Annotated in this window: 31 protein-coding genes; 12 read left to right on the forward strand and 19 right to left on the reverse strand. The window is 62.7% G+C overall.

Annotation, left to right across the window (positions count from 1 at the left end):
* The first annotated feature begins 21 nt into the window (after positions 1–21).
* The 5 genes from coaD to queA all read left to right on the forward strand — a co-directional run bounded on the left by coaD (position 22) and on the right by queA (position 3,206).
* Positions 22–519 carry a pantetheine-phosphate adenylyltransferase gene (gene coaD, locus ACZIRK_RS29225; protein WP_130226926.1) on the forward strand — a complete coding sequence of 166 codons (498 nt, stop codon included), beginning with the start codon at positions 22–24 and terminating at the stop codon, positions 517–519.
* A gap of 38 nt (positions 520–557) precedes the next feature.
* The gene (locus ACZIRK_RS29230; RefSeq protein ID WP_028165553.1) at positions 558–1,121 is read left to right on the forward strand and encodes a peptidylprolyl isomerase; all 564 of its coding nucleotides are present in this window, start codon (positions 558–560) and stop codon (positions 1,119–1,121) included.
* Between the two features lie 9 nt (positions 1,122–1,130).
* A complete protein-coding gene (locus ACZIRK_RS29235) occupies positions 1,131–1,565 on the forward strand; it encodes a hypothetical protein (protein WP_130226925.1) in 435 nt (144 codons plus the stop codon).
* Positions 1,541–2,008, forward strand: a complete 468-nt coding sequence (locus ACZIRK_RS29240) for a peptidylprolyl isomerase (RefSeq protein ID WP_130226924.1) — start codon at positions 1,541–1,543, stop codon at positions 2,006–2,008. Before ACZIRK_RS29235 ends, ACZIRK_RS29240 begins: the two co-directional genes overlap by 25 nt.
* 106 nt (positions 2,009–2,114) lie before the next feature.
* Positions 2,115–3,206, forward strand: a complete 1,092-nt coding sequence (queA, locus tag ACZIRK_RS29245) for a tRNA preQ1(34) S-adenosylmethionine ribosyltransferase-isomerase QueA (protein ID WP_130226923.1) — start codon at positions 2,115–2,117, stop codon at positions 3,204–3,206.
* Positions 3,207–3,427: 221 nt separating this feature from the next.
* On the opposite strand, the gene ACZIRK_RS29250 is transcribed toward queA, so the two are convergent.
* The 3 genes from ACZIRK_RS29250 to ACZIRK_RS29260 form a co-directional block, all read right to left on the reverse strand.
* Complete coding sequence (locus ACZIRK_RS29250; protein ID WP_130226922.1) at positions 3,428–4,051, reverse strand: PepSY domain-containing protein; 624 nt, start codon at positions 4,049–4,051, stop codon at positions 3,428–3,430.
* A gap of 637 nt (positions 4,052–4,688) precedes the next feature.
* Positions 4,689–5,402: a TetR/AcrR family transcriptional regulator gene (locus tag ACZIRK_RS29255; RefSeq protein WP_130226921.1), complete on the reverse strand. Its 714-nt coding sequence runs from the start codon at positions 5,400–5,402 to the stop codon at positions 4,689–4,691.
* Between the two features lie 100 nt (positions 5,403–5,502).
* On the reverse strand, positions 5,503–6,540 hold the full coding sequence (locus tag ACZIRK_RS29260) for an aspartate-semialdehyde dehydrogenase (protein WP_130226920.1): 1,038 nt from the start codon (positions 6,538–6,540) through the stop codon (positions 5,503–5,505).
* A 306-nt stretch (positions 6,541–6,846) separates the two neighbouring features.
* On the opposite strand from ACZIRK_RS29260, the gene tgt reads away from it, so the two are divergent.
* Positions 6,847–7,980, forward strand: coding sequence for a tRNA guanosine(34) transglycosylase Tgt (gene tgt, locus ACZIRK_RS29265; protein WP_130226919.1), 1,134 nt, complete (start codon positions 6,847–6,849; stop codon positions 7,978–7,980).
* A 3-nt stretch (positions 7,981–7,983) separates the two neighbouring features.
* Here tgt and ACZIRK_RS29270 read toward each other — a convergent pair whose 3' ends face one another.
* Complete coding sequence (locus ACZIRK_RS29270) at positions 7,984–8,199, reverse strand: hypothetical protein (RefSeq protein ID WP_028165546.1); 216 nt, start codon at positions 8,197–8,199, stop codon at positions 7,984–7,986.
* 231 nt (positions 8,200–8,430) lie between these two features.
* On the opposite strand from ACZIRK_RS29270, the gene cysK reads away from it, so the two are divergent.
* Positions 8,431–9,408, forward strand: a complete 978-nt coding sequence (cysK, locus tag ACZIRK_RS29275; RefSeq protein ID WP_130226918.1) for a cysteine synthase A — start codon at positions 8,431–8,433, stop codon at positions 9,406–9,408.
* 2 nt (positions 9,409–9,410) lie between these two features.
* Positions 9,411–9,650 carry a BrnA antitoxin family protein gene (locus ACZIRK_RS29280; protein WP_130226917.1) on the forward strand — a complete coding sequence of 80 codons (240 nt, stop codon included), beginning with the start codon at positions 9,411–9,413 and terminating at the stop codon, positions 9,648–9,650.
* A gap of 72 nt (positions 9,651–9,722) precedes the next feature.
* Here the strand turns inward: ACZIRK_RS29280 and ACZIRK_RS29285 are convergent, their stop codons facing one another.
* Both ACZIRK_RS29285 and ACZIRK_RS29290 read right to left on the reverse strand, forming a co-directional pair.
* Positions 9,723–11,165: a caspase family protein gene (locus tag ACZIRK_RS29285; RefSeq protein WP_474418677.1), complete on the reverse strand. Its 1,443-nt coding sequence runs from the start codon at positions 11,163–11,165 to the stop codon at positions 9,723–9,725.
* Between the two features lie 181 nt (positions 11,166–11,346).
* The gene (locus ACZIRK_RS29290; protein WP_130226916.1) at positions 11,347–12,225 is read right to left on the reverse strand and encodes a DMT family transporter; all 879 of its coding nucleotides are present in this window, start codon (positions 12,223–12,225) and stop codon (positions 11,347–11,349) included.
* A 163-nt stretch (positions 12,226–12,388) separates the two neighbouring features.
* Between ACZIRK_RS29290 and ACZIRK_RS29295 the strand changes: the two genes are divergently transcribed.
* Both ACZIRK_RS29295 and ACZIRK_RS29300 read left to right on the forward strand, forming a co-directional pair.
* Positions 12,389–12,787 carry a RidA family protein gene (locus tag ACZIRK_RS29295; RefSeq protein WP_028165541.1) on the forward strand — a complete coding sequence of 133 codons (399 nt, stop codon included), beginning with the start codon at positions 12,389–12,391 and terminating at the stop codon, positions 12,785–12,787.
* 9 nt (positions 12,788–12,796) lie between these two features.
* Positions 12,797–12,997 (forward strand): hypothetical protein, encoded by a 201-nt coding sequence (locus ACZIRK_RS29300; RefSeq protein ID WP_028165540.1) that lies wholly within the window; start codon positions 12,797–12,799, stop codon positions 12,995–12,997.
* 51 nt (positions 12,998–13,048) lie between these two features.
* On the opposite strand, the gene ACZIRK_RS29305 is transcribed toward ACZIRK_RS29300, so the two are convergent.
* The 6 genes from ACZIRK_RS29305 to ACZIRK_RS29330 form a co-directional block, all read right to left on the reverse strand.
* A complete protein-coding gene (locus ACZIRK_RS29305; RefSeq protein WP_165435290.1) occupies positions 13,049–13,600 on the reverse strand; it encodes a hypothetical protein in 552 nt (183 codons plus the stop codon).
* Positions 13,545–13,901 (reverse strand): hypothetical protein, encoded by a 357-nt coding sequence (locus ACZIRK_RS29310; RefSeq protein ID WP_080663820.1) that lies wholly within the window; start codon positions 13,899–13,901, stop codon positions 13,545–13,547. The genes ACZIRK_RS29305 and ACZIRK_RS29310 overlap by 56 nt, the downstream gene beginning before the upstream one ends.
* Positions 13,902–14,098: 197 nt before the next feature.
* Positions 14,099–14,698 (reverse strand): formyltransferase family protein, encoded by a 600-nt coding sequence (locus ACZIRK_RS29315; RefSeq protein WP_130226915.1) that lies wholly within the window; start codon positions 14,696–14,698, stop codon positions 14,099–14,101.
* A gap of 195 nt (positions 14,699–14,893) precedes the next feature.
* Positions 14,894–16,183 carry a hemolysin family protein gene (locus ACZIRK_RS29320; RefSeq protein WP_130226914.1) on the reverse strand — a complete coding sequence of 430 codons (1,290 nt, stop codon included), beginning with the start codon at positions 16,181–16,183 and terminating at the stop codon, positions 14,894–14,896.
* A gap of 271 nt (positions 16,184–16,454) precedes the next feature.
* A complete protein-coding gene (locus ACZIRK_RS29325; protein WP_028165536.1) occupies positions 16,455–16,703 on the reverse strand; it encodes a hypothetical protein in 249 nt (82 codons plus the stop codon).
* A gap of 113 nt (positions 16,704–16,816) precedes the next feature.
* Entirely contained in the window at positions 16,817–17,020 is a 204-nt protein-coding gene (locus ACZIRK_RS29330) for a hypothetical protein (protein WP_028165535.1), read from the reverse strand.
* A 1,269-nt stretch (positions 17,021–18,289) separates the two neighbouring features.
* Here ACZIRK_RS29330 and greA point away from each other — a divergent pair.
* Positions 18,290–18,775 (forward strand): transcription elongation factor GreA, encoded by a 486-nt coding sequence (gene greA, locus ACZIRK_RS29335; RefSeq protein WP_130226912.1) that lies wholly within the window; start codon positions 18,290–18,292, stop codon positions 18,773–18,775.
* Positions 18,776–18,806: 31 nt separating this feature from the next.
* Here greA and ACZIRK_RS29340 read toward each other — a convergent pair whose 3' ends face one another.
* The 7 genes from ACZIRK_RS29340 to ACZIRK_RS29370 all read right to left on the reverse strand — a co-directional run bounded on the left by ACZIRK_RS29340 (position 18,807) and on the right by ACZIRK_RS29370 (position 22,183).
* A complete protein-coding gene (locus tag ACZIRK_RS29340; RefSeq protein ID WP_028165532.1) occupies positions 18,807–19,037 on the reverse strand; it encodes a hypothetical protein in 231 nt (76 codons plus the stop codon).
* A 242-nt stretch (positions 19,038–19,279) separates the two neighbouring features.
* Entirely contained in the window at positions 19,280–19,453 is a 174-nt protein-coding gene (locus ACZIRK_RS29345; protein WP_165435289.1) for a hypothetical protein, read from the reverse strand.
* 56 nt (positions 19,454–19,509) lie between these two features.
* Entirely contained in the window at positions 19,510–19,779 is a 270-nt protein-coding gene (locus ACZIRK_RS29350; protein WP_130226911.1) for a hypothetical protein, read from the reverse strand.
* A gap of 609 nt (positions 19,780–20,388) precedes the next feature.
* Positions 20,389–20,595, reverse strand: a complete 207-nt coding sequence (locus tag ACZIRK_RS29355; protein WP_028165531.1) for a hypothetical protein — start codon at positions 20,593–20,595, stop codon at positions 20,389–20,391.
* Between the two features lie 223 nt (positions 20,596–20,818).
* Entirely contained in the window at positions 20,819–21,259 is a 441-nt protein-coding gene (locus tag ACZIRK_RS29360; RefSeq protein ID WP_130226910.1) for a hypothetical protein, read from the reverse strand.
* A gap of 3 nt (positions 21,260–21,262) precedes the next feature.
* On the reverse strand, positions 21,263–21,631 hold the full coding sequence (locus ACZIRK_RS29365) for a Cif family virulence factor (protein ID WP_130226909.1): 369 nt from the start codon (positions 21,629–21,631) through the stop codon (positions 21,263–21,265).
* Positions 21,632–21,712: 81 nt separating this feature from the next.
* The gene (locus ACZIRK_RS29370) at positions 21,713–22,183 is read right to left on the reverse strand and encodes a MarR family winged helix-turn-helix transcriptional regulator (RefSeq protein WP_474418678.1); all 471 of its coding nucleotides are present in this window, start codon (positions 22,181–22,183) and stop codon (positions 21,713–21,715) included.
* Positions 22,184–23,759: 1,576 nt separating this feature from the next.
* Here ACZIRK_RS29370 and ACZIRK_RS29375 point away from each other — a divergent pair.
* A partial coding sequence (locus ACZIRK_RS29375; protein ID WP_474418679.1) for an integrase catalytic domain-containing protein occupies positions 23,760–24,738 on the forward strand: 979 nt, incomplete at its 3' end.

Consider the following 24,738-nt stretch of genomic DNA (forward strand, 5'->3'; position numbering starts at 1 on the left):
CCGGGCAGGCTAGAGGGGGATATGCCTCGCACCGCGCTTTATCCCGGCTCCTTTGACCCGGTCACCAACGGCCATCTCGACGTGGTCAAGCACGCCGTCGTCCTCTGCGACCGCCTGATCGTCGCCATCGGCGTCCATCCGGGGAAGAAGCCGCTGTTTTCGGTCGAGGAGCGCCTGGTGATGCTGCAGGAGGTATTCGGCCCCGTCGCCGCCAAAGCCGGCTGCGGCTTCGATTGCATCACATTCGATGACCTGGTCGTTACCGCGGCGCAACGCGCCGGTGCTACGATTCTGATCCGGGGCCTGCGGGACGGCACCGACCTGGACTACGAGATGCAGATGGCCGGCATGAACGAAGCCATGGCGCCCGAGGTGCATACCGTTTTCCTGCCGGCCTCGCCGGCCGTCCGGCCGATTACGGCGACCCTGGTGCGCCAGATCGCCGGCATGGGCGGCGATGTCTCCAACTTCGTGCCCAAAGCCGTTGCCGCCCGCCTCAAGGCCAAATTCGCCAGCTAGTTCTCGCGCTCTTCTCAGACATCCGTTCCGGAGTTTTCATGATCCGAATCCTCGCCGTTCTCGCCGCGCTCCTCTGTGTGGCTCCCGCGGTCGCGCAGCCCTTGCCGGCCAATCTGGACAAGGCCAATGCGATCGTGATCGACACCAACAAGGGCCGCATTGTCGTCAAGCTCAGGACGGACATCGCGCCGCAGCATGCCGAGCGCATCAAGCAGCTCGCGCGCGAGGGCTATTACAACAACGTGCCGTTCCACCGCGTGATCGACGGCTTCATGGCGCAGACCGGCGACGGCCAGAAATTCGACGGCACCGGCGGCTCGAAATACCCGAACCTGAAGCAGGAATTCTCGAACGTGCCGTTCAAGCGCGGCATCGTCGGCATGGCTCGGCGGGGTGACAGCGTCGACAGCGCCAACTCGCAGTTCTTCATCATGTTCGCGGACGGCCCGAGCCTGAACAACCAATACACCGTAATCGGCGAAGTGGTGTCCGGCATGGACGTGGTCGACAAGTTGAAGAAGGCCCCCGCAGGCTCCCCGAGCGGTGCGGTAACCGATCCCGACAAGATGGTGAAGGTGCAAGTCGCATCCGACATCAAGTGAGTTCAGGCGATGCTGCGCGGCAAACCATTTCTCTGGTTTGCAGCGCCGCTGATGCTGCTTGCCTGCACGGCGCGGGCGCAGCCGGCGCCCGAGAAGCTTGATACGCTCAAGGACCTTTTCATAAAGCTGCACAGTTGCTTCAAGCCGCCGCCGCTGTCGCAGGCCAACCCGATCGACATCACCGTGATCGTCAGCTTCACCCGCCAGGGCGCGATCCTCGGCCGTCCCAGGATCACCTATGAGACGGCGGAGGCCAGCGAGAATGACCGGTTGCAATACCGCATCGCCGTGATGCAGGCCTTGGAACGTTGCACGCCGTTGCCATTTACCGATGCACTGGGCGGCGCGGTTGCCGGCCGGCCGATGGCGATCCCTTTCCGAACCCGCAAACGTCAACCCGAAGCCAAAGAGAGGCGAGCATGGCTGTTACCGAAAATACTTTGATCCTCGAGACCACCCAGGGTCCCGTCACCATCGAGATGCGCCCTGATCTCGCGCCGAACCACGTCGCCCGCATCAAGGAATTGGTGCGCGAGGGCTTTTACGACGGCATCGTGTTCCACCGCGTGATCGAGGGCTTCATGGCCCAGACCGGTTGCCCCCATGGCACCGGCACGGGCGGCTCCGGAAAGAAGCTGAAGGCCGAGTTCAACAAGGAGCCGCATGTCCGCGGCACCGCCTCGATGGCGCGCGCCGCCAACCCGGATTCCGGCGACAGCCAGTTCTTCATCTGCTTCGACGACGCCGCCTTCCTCAACGGCCAGTACACGGTCTGGGGCAAGGTCACCGAGGGCATGGAGAACGTCGACAAGATCAAGCGCGGCGAGCCGGTGCAGAACCCGGACAAGATCGTCAAGGCAAGGATGGCTGCCGACGCGACAGCCTGACACTCAATCGTCATACCCGGGCTTGACCCGGGTATCCATCGCTCTTCAGAAGAGTTTTTCCTAAGAGATGGATTGCCGGGTCAAGCCCGGCAATGACGGCTAGAAGATGCGCACCGACCTCTTTGACTTCGACCTCCCGCCTGAACGGATCGCGCTGCGGCCCGCGAGTCCGCGCGACGCCGCGCGGATGCTGGTGGTGCAGGGGGACGGCGTGCTGCGCGACCGCACCGTGGCCGAGCTGCCGCAATGGCTCGAGCCGGGCGACCAGCTCGTGGTCAACGACACCAAGGTGATCGCGGCGCAATTGAAGGGCCGCCGCATCGGCCGCGAGACCGAACCGAAGATCGAGGCGACGCTGATCAAGCGGCTCGACGGTTCGCGCTGGCAGGCGCTGGTGAAGCCGGCGAAGAAATTGGCGGAAGGCGACACTGTCCGCTTCGGCAATGAGGGCAGGGTCTGCCTGCTTGGACATCTCGATGCGCAGGTCGAAGCCAAGGGGCAGGAAGGCGAGGTGACGCTGTCATTCTCCTTCCACGGGCCCGCGCTCGACCAGGCCATCGCCGATCTCGGTAGACCGCCGCTACCGCCTTACATCGCCTCGAAGCGCACGCCAGACGATCAGGACGCCGCCGACTACCAGACCATGTTCGCGGCCAATGAGGGCGCGGTCGCAGCCCCGACCGCGGGCCTGCATTTCACGCCGGCGCTGGAAGCTGCACTACGTGGCCACGGGGTCGATATTGTCAGACTGACCCTGCATGTCGGGGCAGGGACATTCCTGCCGGTGAAGGTGGACGACACCTCCGAGCACAGGATGCATTCCGAATGGGGCTGCGTCTCCGCAGAGACCGCCGCAGCGCTGAACGCGGCGCGCGCCAAAGGCGGGCGCATCATCGCGGTCGGCACGACCTCATTGCGACTGCTCGAAAGCGCTGCGAGGGAGGATGGCACGATCCAGCCATTCACCGGCGACACCGCGATCTTCATCACGCCCGGCCACCGCTTTCGCGCAGTCGATATCCTGCTGACCAATTTCCATCTGCCACGCTCGACCCTGTTCATGCTGGTGTCGGCCTTCTCCGGCCTCGAGACGATGAAGCAGGCCTATGCGCATGCCATCGCTGCGGGCTATCGCTTCTATTCGTATGGCGATGCGTGCCTGCTGTTTCGCGCGCACGAGGGACGCGAGTTTCTGTAGATTGTGTAGCGTCGGATGCGCAGGAGCTTTATGCGTTCGCGCTGCCAGTTGATGTGCCCTCGCCCCTTGTGGGAGAGGGCTGCTCCGCTGCTTCCCATTAGACTCATTCGGGTGAGGGGTTGTCTCCGCGAGCATCGTCGCCCGTGGCGACAACCCCTCATCCGGCGCTTCGCGCCACCTTCTCCCACAAGGGGAGAAGGGAAGGGCCGATAGACCGAGCGTCAACGGCTCTTGCGGCGGGGCGGTTCGAGGATCACCTGCTTCAGATCCAGTCCGCTGACGATGATGACCACGAAGCTCAGCTTGCCGCGTTCGCGTGTCAGGCCTCCGCTGATCGCCTTGCCCGAGGCGGCCCGTTCCGCCACCCGCACCGCATCCGACAACTGCTGGTCAACACCCGACAGCGAAGCGATGTTGGTGCGGTCCTCCGCGTTGAGTTCTTTCAGGGACGACACCAGCCGATCCGTCGAGATCTCGCCGGTGGCAGCATCGATGGCATGTTCCCAGAGCTGGCCGTCATGAAACGTCCTGACCCGGTACACCGGCGCACCTGATCCCCCATCGAAGCTGACATCGGAGGTCCTCGCGCCGGCGTGCGCCCGCTCGGCGATCTCGATGGCCCGGCTGAGCGACACCTGGGCGGTCCGGAACAGCTCAATTTGATGGGCGACCGCCTTGTCGTCAGACTCCGTTGCCTGCTCCTGGCCGGAGGAAGCCTCAGGAGCAGAAGGTGCGGCGACAGTGAAGGAGGGCGCGGATGCGAGCAGCGTCAGCAGACCGATCACGAGCAGGTGCCGTGTCGTTCTGGACTCTGTGCCCGTGGCGAGCGTGCGCGGATTCACCATCGATCCTCCTCCGTGGCGCGAAGCATCTGTTTCGCAGCCATGCGTCTCCCATCATTTGGGACTTCGATCCGGCATTTTTGAGTTCCGAACCGAGATCACATCGCGGCATTTTTCGCTCAGCCGCCGCCTATTTGCGTGAAGGCACGAAACAATCTCTTCGGTGTTCGGAATGGAACCGGAGCAGAATCGAAAGACATCGGGCGTGCAGGCCTCGCGCTGTTCCGGCGTTCCCCGACCTTCTGCATCGGCTCGCGATGCGCATGACAGCGCCGTGATCGCAAGACCGACGGCCATGAGCTGGACGCTTCTTTGCAACAGGGCGGGGGCCAATGAGAGGATCCTTGCTGGTCCGGACGACTATCGCGCGTTGCGTTCGTGCGCCGAAAGGACACGGCCGACCCGTGTCCGGGTCGGCCGTCCGAACAGCGCAAGCCGGCTTGGGGGCCAGGAAGACACAGGTTGCGCCGATCGAAGTCTGCGACGGCGTGAGCACTGGGCGAGTCCGGTGCGGCGGACACGTCGGCTCACTTAACGAAACCGTACGGTATCGTTTAGTTATCGTCAACAGCTCTCGGGTGCCGGGGAGCCACGCAAATCGCGGGGCTGCCCGCGGCGTCGGGCATGGCTTGTCGAGATGTCAGCGGGGCGGGCGGGTGCGTGCGCCGGATTTCTGCGGCCGACCGCCAGGTCCGCCGATGCCGGTCATCAAGAGGCGCAAGGAAGCCCGCAAGCGTTTTTCCTCAGCCTTCCGGTCAATTGGAATGCCGTTGGTCGCTTGCCGGAAGGTGTGGCCGACGGTGATGTTGAGGTAGACCTCGGCGGCGATCGTCGTGTCCTCGATTTGGACCGCTCGCTCGGCGACCAGACGATCAAACAGACGGGTCATCGTCGAAACGGCTTTCAAGTAGCCTTCTTCCTCGGCGAGCCTTGCGAGCTCGGGAAAATTGGTTGCCTGCGCCGCCACAATGCGGCCCAGAGCCCCCGGCTCAGGCCCGCTGATCAAATCGAGCATCTGCCGCGCGAGATCGAGGAGAACTTGCTCGACGGAAACGCCGGAAACATCGCTGCACTGCATTTCCGCCGCTGTCGAGAGCGGAGAGAGCCAGCGCGCAATCTCGCGCCGCAGCACGGCCTCGAACAGGCCGCGCTTGTCGCGATAGCGGGCGTAGACGGTGGGCTTGCTGACCCGCGCCGTTTCAGCGACGGCGTCGATCGACGTCGCCTCGAAGCCGCGCTCCAGAAAAAGCCGGGTGGCAACCTCGATCAGCCGCAGGTCGCGCTGGATGGCGGCGCTTTTTGTCGGGCGGCCGCCGCGGGATTTCGCAGCGCTCTGCCGTGCCGCCCGTGCCATTAACCTCGTCAGTGGTTCCGTCCTCTCGGCGCTAATGTACCTCAGCTCTATATCGCGCCTCCGTGCAGCCGTCATCGCCAATCTGCTGGCGACGCCGGCCTCATGCCATCACGCGCTCGGGCAACAGCTCCGCGATCTGGACCGCGTTCAGCGCTGCGCCCTTCAGGAGCTGGTCGGCCGCCACGAAGATCGAGATCGAATGGCCGCTCGGGTCGCTCAGATCCTTGCGGATGCGGCCAACCAGCACGTCGTCCTGGCCGGAGGCATCGATCGGCATCGGGAAGTAATTTGCGGCGCGATCGTCCACGATCCGCACGCCGGGCGCGGCGGCAAGCAGCGCGCGCACCTGGTCCTCGCTGATCGGCTTCTCGCATTCGAAGGTGATGGCCTCGCAGTGCGCGCGCAGCACAGGGACGCGGACGCAGGTGACGCCGACTGCGATGCGGTCGTCCTCGAAGATCTTGCGGGTCTCCTTGATGACCTTGGTTTCCTCGTCGTTGTAGCCGGTCTCGGGATCGACGGCGGTGTTGTGGTTGAACAGGTTGAATGCGTAAGGATGCGGCATCACCTTCGGCGTATAGACCTGTCCGTTCAGATTGGCGCGGGTCGATTCCACCAGCTCCTCCATGGCAGCGGCGCCGGCGCCGCTCGCGGCTTGATAGGTCGAGATGATCACGCGCTTGATCCGGTTCTTCTGATGGATCGGCCACAGCGGCACGAGCGCGGTGATCGCGGCGCAGTTCGGGACGGCGATGATGCCCTTGTGCTCGCGGATGCGGGACGCGTTGATCTCGGGGATCACGAGCGGCACGTTCGGGTCCATCCGGAACGCCGAGGAATTGTCGACGACAATGGCACCGGCCTTCACCGCGATCGGCGCGAACTTCTTCGAGACGCCGCTGCCGGCCGAGAACAGGGCGATGTCGACGCCCTCGAAGGAGCGCTCGTTGAGCTCCTCGATGACGACCTTTTGGCCGCGGAAGTCGATGGCCTTGCCCGCCGAACGGCTGCTCGCCAGCGGCTTCAGCTTGCGCACGGGGAAGCCGCGCCGGTCCATGGTGGCGATGAACTCGGCACCGACGGCGCCGGTCACGCCGGCAATGGCAACTACGGGATCGTTCTTCACGGAAGTCTCCATCTTATTTGAGCATGATCTTTTCGGAAAACCGGTGCCCACTTTTCCGGATCATGCTGTAGGGCAATAAAAAAAGCCCCGGACCTTCATCAGGCGGGGCTTCGGTTTGAGACGATGCGGTCGGTCCGACTACACGCGCACGCCTCCCAAGGCCCCGGAGAGCTTTTTGGTCGTGGTGGTGCGTTTGGTCGCGGTCATCATGGTGTTGGAACTTATGCGGGAGAGTTTTTGCGCCGTCAACGGCTTTGCGGCAGAAAAACGACGTCGGCGCGGTTGAACGAGCCACGCTGGCGCGCCATAAGCGGCCGCATGAGCCTTCCCAATCATTTCGAATTGCTCGCAACTGACGGCAATGCCCGTACTGGCCGGCTGACCACGCCGCATGGCGTGGTGCGCACGCCGGCATTCATGCCGGTCGGCACGGCCGGCGCGATGAAGGGCATGCACTGGCGCGAGGTGCGCGACGCCGGCGCCGACATCGTGCTCGGCAACACCTATCATTTGATGCTGCGGCCGGGTGCCGAGCGCATCGCAGCCCTCGGCGGGCTGCAGACGTTCACCGGCTGGAACGGGCCGATGCTGACGGACTCCGGCGGCTTCCAGGTGATGTCGCTGTCGGAGCTGCGCAAGGTCAGCGAGAACGCGGTGACCTTCCGCTCGCATATCGATGGCGCCAAGGTCGAGCTGTCGCCGGAGCGCTCGATCGAGGTGCAGCGATTGCTTGGCTCCGACATCGCGATGCAGATGGATGAATGCGTGCGGTTGCCGGCGGAGCGCGACGATATCGAGCGCGCGATGCGGCTGTCGCTGCGCTGGGCCGAGCGCAGCAAGCGCGCCTTCGAGACTGCACCCGCCGGCTACATGCTGTTCGGCATCGTGCAGGGCGGCGATCTCCCCGAGCTGCGCCGGCAAAGCGCCGAGGCGCTGGTCGAGATCGGTTTTCATGGTTACGCGATCGGCGGGCTCGCGGTCGGCGAGCCGCAGGCCGTTATGCTGGCGATGATCGAGGAGACTGCGCCGGCGCTGTCAGCGGATCGTCCGCGCTATCTGATGGGCGTCGGCACGCCCGAGGACATCCTCGAAGCGGTGGCGCGCGGCATCGACATGTTCGACTGCGTGATGCCGACGAGGAACGGACGTCATGGCGTGGCGTTCACCCGGTTCGGGCCGGTGAACCTGCGCAACGCACGACACGCCGACGATCCGCGTCCGCTGGACGAAGAGAGCGCGTGGCCTTCCGCGCGCAGCTATTCGCGCGCCTATCTGCATCACCTCGTGAAATCGGGTGAGACGCTCGGTGCGATGCTGCTATCGGAAATCAACATCGCCTATTACCAGCAGCTCATGCAGGACATACGCGCCGCGATCGCGGGCGGAAGTTTTGAGGACTTCCAAAACCAAACGCGCGCCGATTGGGCGCGCGGTGACATCGCCGCCAGATAGGGCTTAGTTGCAGACGAAGCGCTTGACCGCGTGCTTGGTCACGAAACCGTAACCGCAGGTGTCGCAGGTCCAGAGATAGCTGATGATGCTGTCGTACAGATAGGCAGACGCTTCCGCAGCTATCATGGTGTCTGCGCACACCGGGCAGGTCGGCAGATCGCAGCCGCGCGGATTCGGACGAACCGCAATGGTCGACGGGATTTCAGCGATTGCTGTCATCGTGACCTCCTGGCGATCTGTGGGGAGCTTAACTTGGAGGTAACTTATACACCGATTTATTTGACGTTGTCGCAACACAAATGCGTTGGTTTATCGCTATTTAGAAACATTTCGCTGTTGCGATGCAGCGATTTGTTAATCGATCGTTTCCCTTCTTGCGCTGCGGTGGGCCCTGTTCCTAACTAACGAGAACCGCGATTTTCGCGGCACATTTTGCACAGGAGCCCCGTGATGGATGCGCCTTCAACTACGCGTGCAGTGCAACGGCCGGGACGAGGGCTGGTCTATGACTCCATTGTGGACGCGATCGGCAACACGCCGATCGTCCGCCTGCGCCGGTTGCCGCAGGCGCATGGCGCGCACGCGACGATCCTCGCCAAGCTGGAATATTTCAATCCGGCGGCGAGCGTGAAGGATCGCATCGGCGCGGCGATGATCATCGCGATGGAGAAGGCCGGCATCATCAATGCCGACACCGTGCTGATCGAGCCGACCTCGGGCAATACAGGCATCGCGCTGGCGTTCGTCGCGGCCTCGCGCGGCTATCGGCTGAAATTGGTGATGCCGGAATCGATGTCGATCGAGCGCCGCAAGATGCTGGCGTTTCTTGGCGCCGAGCTCGTGCTGACGCCGGCAGCGCAGGGCATGAAAGGCTCGATCGCGGCCGCCGAAGAGCTGGTGCGCACGACGCCGAATGCGGTGATGCCGCAGCAGTTCAAGAACCTCGCCAATCCGGAGATCCATCGCCGCACCACCGCCGAGGAGATCTGGAACGATACCGGCGGGAACATCGACTACTTCGTTGCGGGAGTCGGCACCGGCGGGACCATCACCGGCGTCGGGCAGGTCCTGAAGCCGCGCAAGCCCTCGCTGCGCATCGTCGCTGTCGAGCCCGAAGAAAGCCCGGTGCTGTCAGGCGGCCAGCATTCGCCGCACAAGATCCAGGGCATCGGCGCCGGTTTCATTCCTGACATCCTCGATCGCTCCGTGATCGACGAGATCGTCAAGGTCAACAGCACCACCGCGATCGAGATGTCGCGCGCGCTCGCGCGCAACGAGGGCATTCCCGGCGGCATCTCCTCGGGTGCGGCGATCGCCGCGGCGCTTGAGATCGGCAAGCGGCCGGAAGCTGCGGGAAAGACCATCCTGGCCGTGGTGCCGTCGTTCGCCGAGCGCTATCTGTCGACGGCGCTGTTTGAGGGGATTTAGCAATGGCCGATCAACCGAGGCGACCGCGCACGCTGAACGACGCCCGCAGCGAGGCGGAAGCGGCGTTCAAGCGCGCCACCGCGAAGGTGGCCGAAGCGCCGCCCAAGAAGAATGCCGCTCCCGGCGTGCGCGAGCAAGTTACGCTGCGCATCGACCAGGACGTGCTGGAGTGGTTCCAGGAGGGCGGCCCGGGCTGGCAGGACCGCATCAACGAGGCGCTGCGCAAGGCGGCGGGGAAGTAGCTCCGACGAGGAGCCGCCAGAAACTGAAAAGCCCGGCGTGAGCCGGGCTTTTCGTTGAACGTTTCAAGGGCGTTAGCGACGGAACGCGCCGCCCAGCATGCCACCCACGACGCCGCCGACGAAGGCGGCTCCCGGATCGATGCCACCGCCGTGATGGCGGGGGGGAGGGGGAGCGCTGCTGCCACCACCTCCGCCGCCACCGCTGCTGGCGCGACGGCGCGGACGCTCTTCATCGCTCGAGTTCGTCGACGTGGTCGCCACGACCTCGGTCAGCAGCGCCTTGTGCTGCAGCCTATTGAGGTAGCCGCTCTTCGGATAGCCGCGCGCGGCCTGCCAGCGCGTGATCACGGCGCGGGTGGGCTCGTCGAATTTTCCGGTGGCTTTGACATCGAAGCCGAGCCCGTCGAGGCGGCGCTGCACGTCGCGGCGCTGGCCCTTGTCGAGGCCGATCTGGTCCTCGGTGACCTGGCTTGCTTCCTCGGTGAAGGTCGCGGGATCGATGCCGGCAGTAAGGTTACGCGTCTGCGTGCTCGGAGCCGCGGCGCTCTCAAGCGCGGCGATGCGGGCGAGCGCGAGCGAACGGAACTGCCCGTTCGGATAGCTCGAGAGATAGGCGTTGAACTCTTCGGTCTTGTTGGAGTCCTTGATCGAACGCCAGAACTCGAGCTCGACGTCCGAGCTCGGCGCGGCCGCAACCGCAGTCGATGCCGCAGGCGTGCCCGCCGCGGTGGCCGGGTTGTTCGCCGGCGCGCCGTTGAGATAGACCGAGCCGATCAGGTTGGTGTGGCCCCAGGGCAACTGGCCCTTGCTGGTCTCCTCGTTGACCTGGGCGCGGACCTTGGTCATCGCCTGCTGGATCTCAACGCCGGGCTGGGTGATGTTGGCGATCAGCGCGCGCGTGAACGGGCTGTTGGCGCCTTCCTGGCCGTCGAGCGCGGTCTGGCCCGGGCCGGTTGCGAACGCGATCAGCGTGCCTTCGCCGGATTTCATTTCGGCAAGGCCGGTCTGCACGTTGACGCTGCGGGTCGCCGAGTTCGACTTGATCTTGGCGGCGAACGGATTGTCGCGGCAGGCATCGAGGAACACCAGCTTGACCTTGGCGTCGCTCATGGTCTGGTCGAGCGTGAGGTCGATGTTGATCGCAGAGCCGAGCTTGACGTCCATCTCCGACTTGATGTCGGCATCGACCGGCAGAAGATAGTTGGTGCCACTGATCGCGATGCCGTGGCCGGCATAGTAGAACACCGCGATGTCAGCTCCCTGCGCCTTCTTGCCGAAGTCGAGCAGCTTCTCGGTCATCTTGTCGCGGGTGAGGTTGGTGCCCTCGACCACTTCGAAGCCGACATTGCGCAATGCGCTGGCCATCGACTTGGCGTCCATGGTCGGATTGGGCAGCGGCGTCACGTTCTTGTAGGCGCCGTTGCCGACGACGAAGGCGACGCGTCTGTCGGCTCGGGCGGCAGTTGCGGTCAGCGCCACGCAGATCAGCGAGGCGAGGAGGGTAAGGGTGCGCATTGAAATCCCCCAGCAGAATCGAAAAGGCTTTGCTCTATCGCATTGTGTCAGACTACACGATAACACCACCGTTCGCGCAGCATAAAAATACCGCTGCGGTCGACGAGAGAATCGCGTTGCCATAAGGCATGCCATGAAACGCGCGGCGGCTACGTGATCTACGTCACAACCGCGTTGATCGTCAGGTCCCTGCGCGGGCGTGAGCCGGCGCGCTCGGTTTCAAGTTCAAGAGATTGCCAGTCAGGATCAGCGCTGCACCGAGCACGGTGAACAGGTCGAGCTGCTCCGAATAGATCAGCCAGCCCGCGGTCGCGGTCAGTGGCACCCGGAGGAAGTCCATCGGAATCACAACTGTCGCATCCGCGTAGAGCATCGCGCGTGCCATGCAATAGTGTGAGAAAGTGCCGCAGAAGGCGATCAGCACGACCCAAGCCCAGACATGCGCTGGCGGCCATATCCAGACATAAAGCGACGGCAACAGGCCTGCGGCCGACTGCACGACCAGCATCCAGAAGATGATCGCCAGCGTCTGCTCAGTGCGGGTCAGCGACTTCACCATCGCAACCGAAATGCCAAAACCTACGGCTGCAGCGAGCGCGATCAATTGACCCGGATTGACCTCGCCCGCTGCGGGGCGGACGATGATGATCACGCCGATCAGGCCGAGCACGATCGCCGCGACCTTCCACACCGTCATGCGCTCGCCGAGAAAGGCCGCCGCGAGGATCGCCGTCCAGATCGGCATCGTGAATTCGATTGCCACCACCTGGCCGATCGGGATCAGCGTCAGCGCGAAGAACCAGCCGAGCTGCGCGCCGTAATGGATCAGATTGCGCGCGATGTGCATGTGCACGCGCGCGGTCTTCAGGATCGAAAATCCGCCACTCGCGTGGATCAGCGGATACAGCATGAAGAAGCCGAGGATCGAGCGCGCTTCCATGAGCTGAAACACGTTTATGTCCCGCATGGCTTCGCGGCCGGCAATCGCGATCACCAGCATCAGCGTGAGCCAGCCCGCCATCCACAGCGCGGCCTTGATCTTGGAAGGGGTGCGGTCCATCGGCGATGCGGAGAAGGAGGGGGACGGGCGGGAACATCGGTATCGGCGAGGCCCACGCGATTTGCAACTCGCAATTCCGAGAAGGCAGCGATGCAGGCCCTCAGCTTTGCCGTGATGGCCCCTTAGGTGCTAATCATCGTCCCGCTTCTGGGAGGATGAATTCATGCATGTCTTGCAACCGGCCGAATGGTCGAAACCCCGCGGCTTCTCGCACGGCGTCAGCTTCGACGCATCAGGCAAATGGATCGTGCTGGCGGGCCAGACCGGCGGCGATGAGAAGGGCGATTACGCGCCGGACATGGCAGCGCAGGTCGCCACTGCACTGAAGCGGATCATCAAGCTCTTGAGTGAAGCCGGCGCCGGGCCTGAGCACATCGTGCGCCTGACCTGGTATCTGACCAATCGTGCTGAATACGAGGCCGCGGGCGCCGGAATCGGCGCGGCCTGGAAGGAGACGCTGGGGCGCAATTTCCCGCCGTCCACTCTGCTTTATATCGACGGCCTGGTCGATCAACGCGCCAAGGTCGAGATCGAAGTCACCGCCTTCGTTCCCGCGGCATAGGTGCCGCTGATGGCAAACCGTAAGACGTCGGCAGATTTCGTGACCGGCTTCGCCACCGGCTGGCCCGAACATCAGCCCGACATCATGGTGCTGTCGCTGACGACGCACAAAGGCGTGCAGGATTTTGCGTTCAACAAGGAGCAGGCTCTGCTGATCGCCAAGACCATCAAGGACACCGCCGAGCGGCTGGCGAAGCCGAAGACGAGCTGAACGGGTTTCCTGAATTATCGCCCGCTTCCGCGGGAGAGCCGCGTGCGCGAGCTATCTCGATAGCGAGATGTCCGCTTCGCGGAACCCGTTATCGGCCCTGATGCTGACAGATTGCTTGTTGCCGCTCGTCCGCATGCTGAGGTTCGCATTGAACCCGCCGGCATTAACGGCAACCTGGAAATTACCGCCGCCGCCGCGGCCCTGCAGGCTCCCGCTGATCCCGCGGCTACCCTCGGTCCAGTTACCGGAGATCGCGCTACCCTGGGCGACGACATCGGCTTGCAGGTTGAACTTGTAGGCATCGCTGGCGCAGGTCAGCGACATCGCCATGTTGACGCCGCCGACGCGGTAGGTCGCGCGGCAGCGGATGCGCTCCCTGGAGCCGTCGTCCAAGGTTACGCTGCCACCGCCAGACCAAGTGCCGGCCATCCCGGTAAACGGGCCGGACTGAGCATGGCCGGGGGAGACCAAAAACGTTGCCGCAGCAAATGCCGCCGCGACAGTCAGCCGCCGTGCGGAGGGGAACAGCTTCGAGGTCCGGTGGATCTTACTGACGGGAAGCTTCCCATCGACCGCTGCACGGTACGCCTGCTGATGCCCCATTCCACTTCCCCGATCCGGAGTTGCCACTGAGCTGTCCGTTGGCATATGCACCATTGATCGAGACTCGCACAAGGCCCTCACGGCCGACCCTGCCCGAGATGCCAGCGCCCGGCGCGGAGATTTGACCGTCCGTGACCGTAACCGTGGAAGAGGTCGAAGGCTCGCAGGTTCCAGTTTTGGTGACCACGGTGACCTGCCAGAGGCCGTCATAGGGCTGCTGGGCCGAAACAGGGGCAGAAATCAGGGCAGCAGAACCGAGAAAGGACGCAAACAAGAGCGCGCGAATGCGGTCAGGACGCATGGATCAGATTTCCTTGAAATGTGTGTGATCAGTCCGGCTTATCCGGACACAATGTGTTCAAAATGGGCCGTCCTGTGGAAGGCAAAAAGTTCCTGCGAGATCAAACACATCATGGTGAACTTGCATGGTGAATCCGCAGCGTGAATCCGCACATCGAAAGACAGGCGCGTTCGATTGTTGCGGCAGACTTTGGGCGTTCAGTGCCTGGCGTCAGGGAGACTGGGTGCCTTGGTCGCGAATTGCTCATCCTGCGGCTTGGCAGGAAGGCTGCCATGAGCTCTGGCATGGTCGATCACCTCGGCGAGCAGCCGGAGCCCCAGCGGCGCCAGCGCCCGCTCCCAGAGCTCGCGCGCGGTTTCGCCTTTCTTGACGAACACCCAGTCCTGCGCCGCGATGGCGCCGGCATCCATGCGATCGGCGAGATGATAGATGCTGCCGCCCGCGATCGGATCGCCTTCCTTGATGGTCCATTCCACGGCAGCCATGCCGCGATGTCGGGGCAGTAGCGAGGGATGGTAGCCGATCCCGCCGAGTTTCGCGGCGGCCAGCGCTTCCTTGCTGACCCGGGCGTGGCTGTGGGCCGTTACGATCAGATCGGTGCTGGGGGCGATCTCGGAGGCTACAACGAGCTTCGGATTGGCCTGCACCACCACATCGATCCCTGTGGCCCGCGCAGCCGCCGCCAGCCGGTCTTCGCCATCGTGCACCACGACCCTGACGACATCGACTTCGCGTTGGCGCAGCATATTCAAGGTCGCCACGCCGAAATGGCGGGAACCGACGAGGGTAATCCGCATATCTGTGTTCCGTACCTGATCTTGCCGTTATGCCGATAGCACAGGGCGGCCGACGATCCCGCGCCGGGAATGGACAAGTTCCTGGTTATCAACAGAACGGCGCTGCAGCGAGCCGGTCTGGCGCATGGGACGGGTGCGCAACAGCCGTCACGGCAGGGCCGGGAACCGGTGGGTTTCCAGGCCATAAGAGATAGGTCACGGCTCTTCCACGCGGCTGACCAAGGCCTTGTCGATCCTCCGGCCGTCGAGATCGACGATCTCGAACTGCCAGCCATGGGCCGTGACCTTTTCGCCGACATTGGGGATCGCGCCGAATTCCTGTAGCAGGAAGCCCGCAAAGGTCTGGTAGGGCCGCGGCGAGGGAAGGGTGATGCCGAGCAGGTCGGCAAATTCGAGCGCCGGCATCCAGCCCGAGATCAGGTAGGAGCCGTCATCGCGCCTGACGTAAGCGGGTTCCGCCGGCCCCTCCTCGGTGTGGAACGCGCCGACGATCGCTTCCAGAATGTCGGCGCTCGTCACCACGCCCTGGAAGGTGCCGTATTCATCGTGCACCAGGCCGATATGGACGGCAGAATCGCGCAGGATCGCGACCACGTCGCGTGCATCGACGGTCTCCGGAATCACCGGCGCCTGACGGACGAGCGAGCGGATGTCCGGCGTTCCGCCGGACAGATAAGCATCAAGCAGATCCTTGGCTTGAACGATGCCAAGTGCAACGTCGCCATTGTCGTCGAATACGACCACGCGAGAGTGGTTGGTCTTGAGCAGCGTTGCATGAATCTCGGAAGGGGGATCGGTGAGGTCGATCGAACTGACTTCGTGGCGCGGTGTCATCACCGCGCCGACCGGAAGATCGCCGAGCCGCATTACGCCCGCGATCATCTCTTTTTCGCCGGGCTCGAGCACGCCGGCGTTTTCGGCTTCGACCACCAGCGTCCTGATTTCTTCCTCGCTGACTTTCTCTTCGGCTTCGCCACGATGGCCGAGCAGCCAGAGCAGCGCCTTGCCGGAGCGGTCGAGCAGCCAAACCAGCGGCAGCGAGATCCTCGCCATCCACACCATGGCCGGCGCGACCCTGACCGCAATCGCTTCCGGATCGCGCAGCGCGATCTGCTTAGGCACGAGCTCGCCGACGATCAGCGAGGCATAGGTGATGACGGTGACGACAAAACCGACGCCGATGGCATCGGCGAGCGCTGGGGAGACACTGAATCCGAGCAGCCATTGCGAGACCCGCTGCCCAAGCGTTGCTCCGGAAAAAGCGCCCGAGAGCACCCCGATCAGGGTAATGCCGATCTGCACGGTGGAAAGGAATTTGCCCGGGTCGGATGAAAGCGCCAGCGCTTGCCGCGAGCCGCTCACGCCTTTTTCGACCAATCCCGCCAGCCTTGCTGGCCGGGAGGAGACGATCGCCAGTTCCGACATCGCAAGCAGGCCATTGACGACGATCAGGACAAAAACGATCGCAAGTTCCAGATAAAGCACGATTAAACCTTCTTTAACGCTCGGCCGCGACAGCACCGAACATATAGGAAACGCAACCCGTTTGGCTGCGGCTTGCCGACCGCCGTCGGGAACAGCCGCGCCGCGCGAAGGTGTTAACACAGGTTCGGCTCGGTGTGAGGGGCGTCACATCGTGAAGCCGGGGAGCGGCGGTACAAACTCGGCCACCGCAATAGCTGGCGATAGAGCGACGCAGGTGGATGCTCCAGGCCTGACGGCCTGGCGCATGTTCGGTTCTGATCGAATCAGAAGTCTAGCGCCAAGCGAGAATCCGCATCTCTGGTCTTGCGAAGCTGCGCTCCGGCTGCCCGCTCTGCTTCGGCTGGGGCGCGGCAACGCGCTCGAGACGCGCGCGCAGATCGGCGTTGTATTGCTTCATCTGGTTGCGCAGTTCGCGCCGGCCGAAAGCGGTCAGCGAGGGATCAGCGAGTTGCAGCCAAGCGGCGCGAAGCCATTCCTGCAACGCGCGGATGTCTTGATCCAAGATCTCTGGTTGGGTCATGCCGCCAAACCGTGTGAGAATCGATCAAGACGCGAGTAGGTCTGATTCGTCAGAGAATACCTAGGACAAAATAGCGTCCGGGTTGCATTTCGAACGGCTGATCAGTGCCATCCTCATTCGACCTCATCCGGATTCGAGCGCAGCATGTCCATTGCGACCCAGATGCCGGCAAGCACCGCGGCGATCATCGCGACGTGCCGAATCTGCGTGGTGGAAAAGCCGAGATCCTCGTGAGCGACATATTCCAGTATGATTGCCGCGTACCCCGCGACAACGACGGCGGCGATGATCGTGGGCAGGTCGAACTTGTTTTCCATGGCGGCACCGCGGTCCTACGGCGCCCTGTTTAGCGCGCCGAAACGCCGACCGCTGTGACGTGGTTCACGTCAGCTATTCAAACCGTGCCGCCGTCTCGTGTCGGCCCTGGACGGGTAGAGAAAGATGACTTGGGCCTCGGGGAGTTGGAGCGGGACGTGCGGCGACGTGCTGACCACGCGCTGACTTCCGTCGGTCTCGGTGTAGCTCCTCAGAGTCTCCAGCAACAGGAAGAATTTTTCGGCAAGCACGGCAGCCTCCATCAGTGCTTTCTAATCTGTGCGAGGCGCGCCGCTAGCAATTCAATCAATTAAACGAGAGGTTGCAGGCGCAAACCGCTGCTGCAGCGCAATCGCAGGTGCCGGTGACGAAGCCAGACAGAGCTTGCTGGACCGTTCTGTCATGCTGCGCCGATCGCAAATGCTCGACGTCCCGTAGTCGCCCGGATGGATCGCGCCTCAGATTTTGCGTATGACACGATCGTTCCACCAGACATCATCGCGCTGATGGGGCGGGGGATGATGCGACGAGGCTCGGTCTCTAGGTTGACCGGGCCTCGTCCTTTTTGTTTTCGGCGGTTCACGAATATCGGCACGCCGGGCGCGTCGACCTCGCTCTAACAAGCATTCTCCTGAGCCCGCTTTTTCAACTCGCGATCGATCAGCGTTTGCGTCCGGCGTATCGCGAGCGCCTCCAACGGCGTTCGCATCAGGCCGGTTCTCGCTTGATCGCCGATCCAGAATACCCAGCGCCAGACGTGGCGCTGCCTGGTTTTCTCGACGGTGAATTCAATCCCTTGGTGCTGCATGGCCAGCGGCTATGATGAATCTCTGCGCCCCTCATCGTGGACTTGCCTCACCAGAGTCGAATGGTCTGCTGATATTGTCGTGATATCGCGATGTGTCTGCATCGTTCGGTACGAAGAAATCCAGCGCGTTCAATCTTAGCTTCTCAAAAAGTTGGGCCCCGGCTTGCTCGGGGGACAATCGCCGGGGCCCTTGGGAAGGTGGATCATGTCGTCCCAATCGACGGGACGATAACCTGGGAGGCTGCCAGGCGTTCCGAATCTTCCTAAGAATGATGCCGAACTATCCCGATTTACGTGAAGGTGATCGAGGAACGACGCCGGTTCGGACCCGTTGGAAATATCCAGTCTCGGAGTCGAAGATGCCAGAAGAGAATGATCTTGAAGGGCCGCAGGACCAAGGCGCCGAACGCAAGAGCGAAGTGATGGGCGATCCACGCGTTGGCTCGACGCGCATGAGAGCAACATGAGCCGCGCTTTTGTCAGGGAAGGCGAGGGTAAGCTCGACGATCTGCCCGATCGGCCGATTTCGGACGCGCGAAACGATGTCACCAGGGAAGGCCTTGCCCAGATCGAGGCCGCAGTCGCGGCCGCGCAAGAAGCGTTGGTGGCGGCACAGGCGGAGGGCGACCGCTCGGCGATCGCGAGCGCCTCACGTGACTTGCGTTATTGGAGCGCGAGGCGCGCTTCCGCCAATGTGGTGGCAGAGCCCGAGGACGACGGCCAGGTTCGGTTCGGACATGCCGTTACAATCCTCCGCGATGACGGTCGACAACAGACCTTTCGGATCGTCGGCGAGGACGAGGCGGATCCTGCTCACGGCACCGTCTCGCACGCCTCACCATTGGCGCGAGCGCTGTTTGGCAGGAGGGTGGGAGACGTTGTCCGCGTTGGCAGCGGTGAGGCGGAAATCCTCAACGTCTCCCGTATGAATGCGCTTGGCGAGGCGTGACCGCTCGTGCCGCGAGCGCTTGGGTCTCAAACTACATCACATCGGCAAAAACGTCGTCGATCACGGCAAGAGACACCGGGATCACAGCCAGTTCGTCCTGCTCCGAAGGACCTGACGTTCCCTTGATGTCCTGGACCACTCGGCTCTTGAAGTTGCGGAGCCACTGCATCGGCTCCTCGCCACTCTGCAGTGCTTGCTCGGCCAATATGTGGCGCATGAGAACAAGCATCGCATGCTGGTAACCGACAAAATCACTATCCATAGCGCTTCCTCGAAATGAGCTGGGCAATTCCTCACGGGCCCATCTTATACTTTTTCTTCGGGCCGATCCGCTTGATGAAAAACAAAACCCCCACCGACCGGGAGGAAGGCGGGGGCTCTTGCGGGTGGATGGCACGAGGCCAGGTGAAACCCTAGGTGTCGCCCCAAGGACCCACATTTCTGAGAAAAGCCCCGAGATACGGTTCCGGCAAGGCGATTTTGTAGGCAGCCATCCGACCCACGTCAGTCGGGCTCTTCGCCGGAGCCGCTGGAGCCGGCTTCATCGAGCAGATTCAACGCGGTGTCGATCTGCTCGAGCAGCCGTTCGATCTCGGCGCGTTCGTTCGCCCCGGGATTCTCCTGCAGCCGCTCGAGCAATTGCTGCTTTTGCGCGAGGAGCTTTGCCGCGGTCCTCATTCGCATCTCCTGGCGCAGTCGCCGTGGTGTCAGAGGTCTCGCTGATTGGCTGCGCGCTATCGATTTCTTCCGCCCGATCCAGAACCCTGGCTGCCGGTTCCATTGCTGGATCCTGTCGTCTGGCTCTGATCAGACTGACCGGGAACGCGCGCGCCCTGCTTCTCCTGGCCGGCCACATAGCCTGACTCGCCGGAGTTGCGGGTCTTGACGCCCTTGTTGGCGTCGTCCTGCATCTGTTGCTTGCCGGGTGTCATCTGCTGCGCCGCTGCCGGCAGCGCGATCGCGCTTCCCAGGGCGATGAGCATTGCGATAGTTGAGGTCCGCATGCGCGCTCCTCCCATGTTGGCTCCTTGCAAAAACGCGCAAGGCGGCAAACGTTTCCGGAGGCGCTGGAATTTAGGCCGGTGCGCTCGGCGAGGGCTATCACGGTACGGCAGCAGCGCTGTGAGACATCGCCCGCTCAAGATTGCTAGAGCGGGAATGCATCCAGACGAAATCAGGTTCGCGCTAGCCGGTCCGATAAGCGTCGAGCGCGTGCGCGAGGAAGATACCCACGCTCACCAGCGCGAGGATTGCTGCAGAGGTCTCGATCATTGCTGCACCTCCTGTTGTGCCAGGGAGGCGAGATATGTGCTGCACGATTGTTCCCAGAACAGGTCCAATATGAACTGCATGTTTGCCATCCCTGTTTTCCTTTTGAAACGTAGATAGCTCGCACTTTGTTTCAGGACGTTTTCGTCATTGGTGGAAAATGGTTTCGTGCGATGCAAACGGTCCGGCGCCTGACACAGTCCGCCACGCGAGCGACAAGATCAGGCCACAATCCACGGAGAGCTCGGCCGCGGCGGCGAAGGCATGCAGCGCGTCCGGATCAAGCGCCGGACATCCACACATCATCGTCGCCGCGCCTTGAGCAGAGAGATACTTTCCGTGGATCAATTCTTGCCCGCGGTACCCGGGCTTGATCCTCCGTACTGCGACGATCCGGTGCCGCTCAGCGAGGTGGGACCGGCGGCTGTGCCGTTCGGATTACCCAAATTTTTCGCGTGGTGCGCGCGGTGATGACGCTTGGCGGCATCCGCCGGCACGAAGGTCAGCGAGAGCATGGCCAAAGTGGTCAAGGCGACTGCAACGAATTTCATTTCACTTCCTCCTGGAGGGATAGGTTCGTGTAGTTGGGCGCCCTGCGGAGGAAAACGAGATCAGGTTTGCATCGCCGCCAGCGAGTTTCGTGCGAAATGAAAACGTGAGCGAGTATGAAAGTCTTCTTGGAAAGAAAGCAGAGCAGGCGAGGCGGAAAGCGCGGAGACGCTCATCAACGCGATCGCCGCTCTGGGAAGGCGACACCGCCGCGACGGCGGAGCATCAGGAACGCGACGCCAGCAGCAAAACCGCGGCAAGATTTGCCACGAACAGCGTCGCATCGATGACGAAAATCCTGAGCATCGGGCCCTTCAATACGGGCCAGTATGCCACCCCGACGCGACCCCCGCGCATCAGGACCGGGAGGTTATAGGCGAACTGGCTGAAGTGGCACGCGGCGAAGAACAGGAACAGCGCAAGCTGCGCGTCAATCGCCTGAAAGAAGGGCGGCCGGACGAGAAGATAAAGCGACAAGAGACCGATTGGCAGATTGATCCCGCCCAGAAATGCCACGCTGGCGGACAAGGTCGGTGCAATCGGATTGCCGCGCTCTTCCCGGGGCACCAGGATCTTCAGCGTATTGCGCTGGGCAATGCTGAACTGGATGAATGCGCCGCCGAACCAGAGTGCGTTGAGGAGCAGGACGAAATCCGAGAATCGCATGGGCTACTTTCCGTAGAAGGCTTCGCTGCGCACCACACGGCCGGCATCATCGAAGTCCATGAACTCGCTGGCGCGCGTGTCGCCCAGTTGCCACCACACCGTTAGGCGCGCGGTCGTTTCGTCCCAGCTCCAGTCCAGGATTTTCAGGTCTGCGTTTTCGATGCCTCCATAAGCCTTGCGCCAGTAGGCGCGAATGTTCTGGGCGCCAACGACCACGGGAGAATCCGTCAGTTTGAGCGCCAGGGGGCTGCGCATCTCGGCGTTGTCGGCCAAGTGCGAGACGACGGCATCGATATCAACCTTGCACCAGTTGGCGCACCGCGCCTCGACAAAGCGCCCGGCGGCCGCCCGGTCCATTGTCCGTCCGCTCATGCTTCCGCCCTCCTCAAGTGCAACTGCTGAAGAGTGGCACGGCGCGACCCTGACGTCAATCAGGTTGACCTGAGAGCGCAGTCAGTTGTTGTCGGCGATGGCTTCCATAACGGCCATCCACGCGGCTGCGCCGGACGGCCCAGCACGATCAAATGCCTCGCGCAGGACCTTCCGCTCGTAGCCCGATGCTCGTTGTTCGATGCGTTGCCCCGCCTGCGTCAGGCGCAGCAATTTGGATCGATGCTGCTCGGGCGACCGCTTCGATGTCAGGAGCTTGCGCTCGACCAACAGGCCGAGCGGCCGGTTCAAAGCTTGCTTGGAAATGCCGAGGACCTCGATCAGCGAGCCGATCGAGATGTCGGGCCGCCGTGCGACGACATAGAGAATGCGATGGTGCGGGCGTGACAGGCCGAGCGTGGCAAGATACTGGTCGGCCGAGAGCGTCATCCCGCGCCAACCATAGTACATGAGCTCCAGCGCCGCGTCCAAATCGTGGAGCTTGTTGAGGGAGGCGCGGTGCAGGCCCGCGGCGTGAGAAGCGGTTTTTTGCATTTGCCTATCGTGTCGAATTTGCCGAAGAGAATCTATCCTCGCGCGCGCAGCTCCGGTCGCAGCACCTTCCCCGTTACCATTATCGGTAGCGTCTCAGGAAGCGACTGCGCCGCCGCTAGCGTGCAAACGCGTGAGGACATATGACGCTGCCCTGGACGCGCGAAGGCGCTCCTCAAAGGGGCGCTCTTACCCACACACCAACTTCCACCACCAGGCGAACACGCCCGCGAGGAGGGGGGAAGACGTCTGGGAAACCGCCGCGGCTCTCGCGTAGTTGCCGGCGATCTCGAGCATGGCGTTGCGCGACTCGTCGAGGAGGCACAGCGCAGCTTGTTCGCGGGCTACTCGCTCCAATCGACGAGGCTCTTCTGCCTCGTTCGTTGTGGTCCAATTCGGGGGAAAGAGAAGCATTTCCAAACGGTAAATGGGTAGGTCAGGCCTGCTGTCATAAATCTATCACTAAACTCCACTGGGCCCCCCATCACTTTTGCTGGATCGATCCTCACCCGAGGAGGCTACGGGGCGTCATGGGTGTGAGTTAATTGAAATCATGTCGCCGCTTGCGGGCTCGAGTCCGACGCCTGGCGGACATAAAAGCTCTGACGGCATAGCCAACCAGAGCGCCGACAAGAAAGACGCCCGCCAACAAATCTCGTGCAGGCAACTCCATGGGAGGATCCCTGCTGGGGTCAATAGCTGATTAATGGCCCAAACGCGCCGAAACTCCCCACACAAACCGGTGAGATTCTGTCCATGGGTGATTAACTCACGCCACAATCACGACTGACAGGCTCAATCAGCGGCGTCTCGGCTTCCTGGAAGGCTGGCAGGTCCAGCGAGGCCCGGCCGAACTTGTTATGGGCCATCCGACAGCTGCGCGCGCAAACCGGCCGACGCTCTGGGCTGTCGCATTGAGACGGATGCGGCCGGCTAAGGTGACCTCGACCATATCGCTGATGATATCATCGCGTATGTTCGTCGTCTGAGTTTTGGCGCAAGTGTTTTGGCGCAAGTATTTGAGCGGCCCGAGACATAGGTGACAAAACGTACCGGACACATGGGTTACACTTTCTGAACAGCGCTGTCTCGTAGAATATCCCACCACGTTCTTTTCGCTGGAAAGTCCACCAGGACGAAATGATCTGGTGCGTCTTGCGGCTACAGCGTCGATTGTACGGCCGTGCGGCACGTCCATCTGTCCTGGGATACGGGCGGACCGCTGAAAATCGTTTGGTGCTTGTCGCCCTGCCGGTCGCTTCACTCTAGTGAGCCCCTTTTCTGTCGTCCCGCCGCGCGCAAAACACCGCCGGAACAGATCCGCGGCTGCTCATTTACTCTCTGCTGCTGCCACTCTACATTGCCTGGTGACGCTATGAGAGAAGGTGATCGCATCATTCTGCTGCTTCGTATTACCAAGAATCTATCAGACCGTCTTACGCAGGGGGTACGCTTGAGTCGTACTGCCGAGGATCTATCAGCCCGCCTTCAGCAGGTGCGCATTGCCTCACCAAGGATGTTACCGGAGAACTGACCGTCAGGATTGGGGCGGCGACACCGAATCGGATCGGTGTCGCCGATGGCAGGACGGATCAGCATGGGTGCGCGGCGCGAGCTCACGGCGGCGGTGGTAGAGCGCTATCGATCAGCACGGCGGGCAGATAAGGGGCGCATACTCGACGAGCTTTGCGCGGTGACCGGCTGGCATCGCAAGCACGCGGTTCGGGCGCTTGCCAGCCATGTCGCAATTTCTCCGGAGGCCAGGCGGCAGCGAAGGCCGACCTATGGCGCCCCTATCAGGGATGCGCTGGTGGCCTTGTGGGAGGCCTCGGATCGGATCTGCGGCAAGCGGCTGAAGGTAATGATTCCGACGTTGCTGCCTTCGCTGGAGCGGCATGGCCGGCTCAAGCTCGACCAGGCGGATCGGGCGTTGGTGCTCGGCGTCAGCGCAGCCACGATTGATCGCCTGCTGGTCGAGACCAAGACGGCCGCGGCCGGCGGTAAGCGCCGGCGGGTCGGGTTTTATTCGGCGGTCCGCCGTGAAGTGCCGATCCGGACGTTCAACGACTGGCACGATCCGCCGCCGGGGTTCTGCGAGGTGGACATGGTGGCTCATGGCGGCACATCTGTAGCTGGCTCGTTCATTCAGACATTGACGATGGTCGATGTCGCCACTGGTTGGACCGAGTGCGTGCCGCTAGTGACGCGGGAGGGCGGGCTCGTCGTGCGGGCCATGGAGCGCGCACAGAACCTGTTTCCCTGGCTCATTCGCGGCGCCGATTTTGACAACGACAGCGCGTTCATGAACGACGTCGTCGTGCCCTGGTGCCGCGCGCAAAAGATCGAGGTGACACGTTCGCGCGCCTACAAGAAGAACGATCAGGCTTTCGTCGAGCAGAAGAACGGCGCGGTCGTCCGGCGACTCGTGGGATACGGTCGCTTCGATGGTGTCGAGACGACGCGCGTGCTTGAACGTTTGTATGCTGCATCTCGGCTGCACACCAACTTCTTTCAGCCGTCCTTCAAGCTGAAGGACAAGCGACGCGAGGGCGCGAAGG

It is taken from the genome of Bradyrhizobium sp. Leo114 (assembly GCF_055229415.2).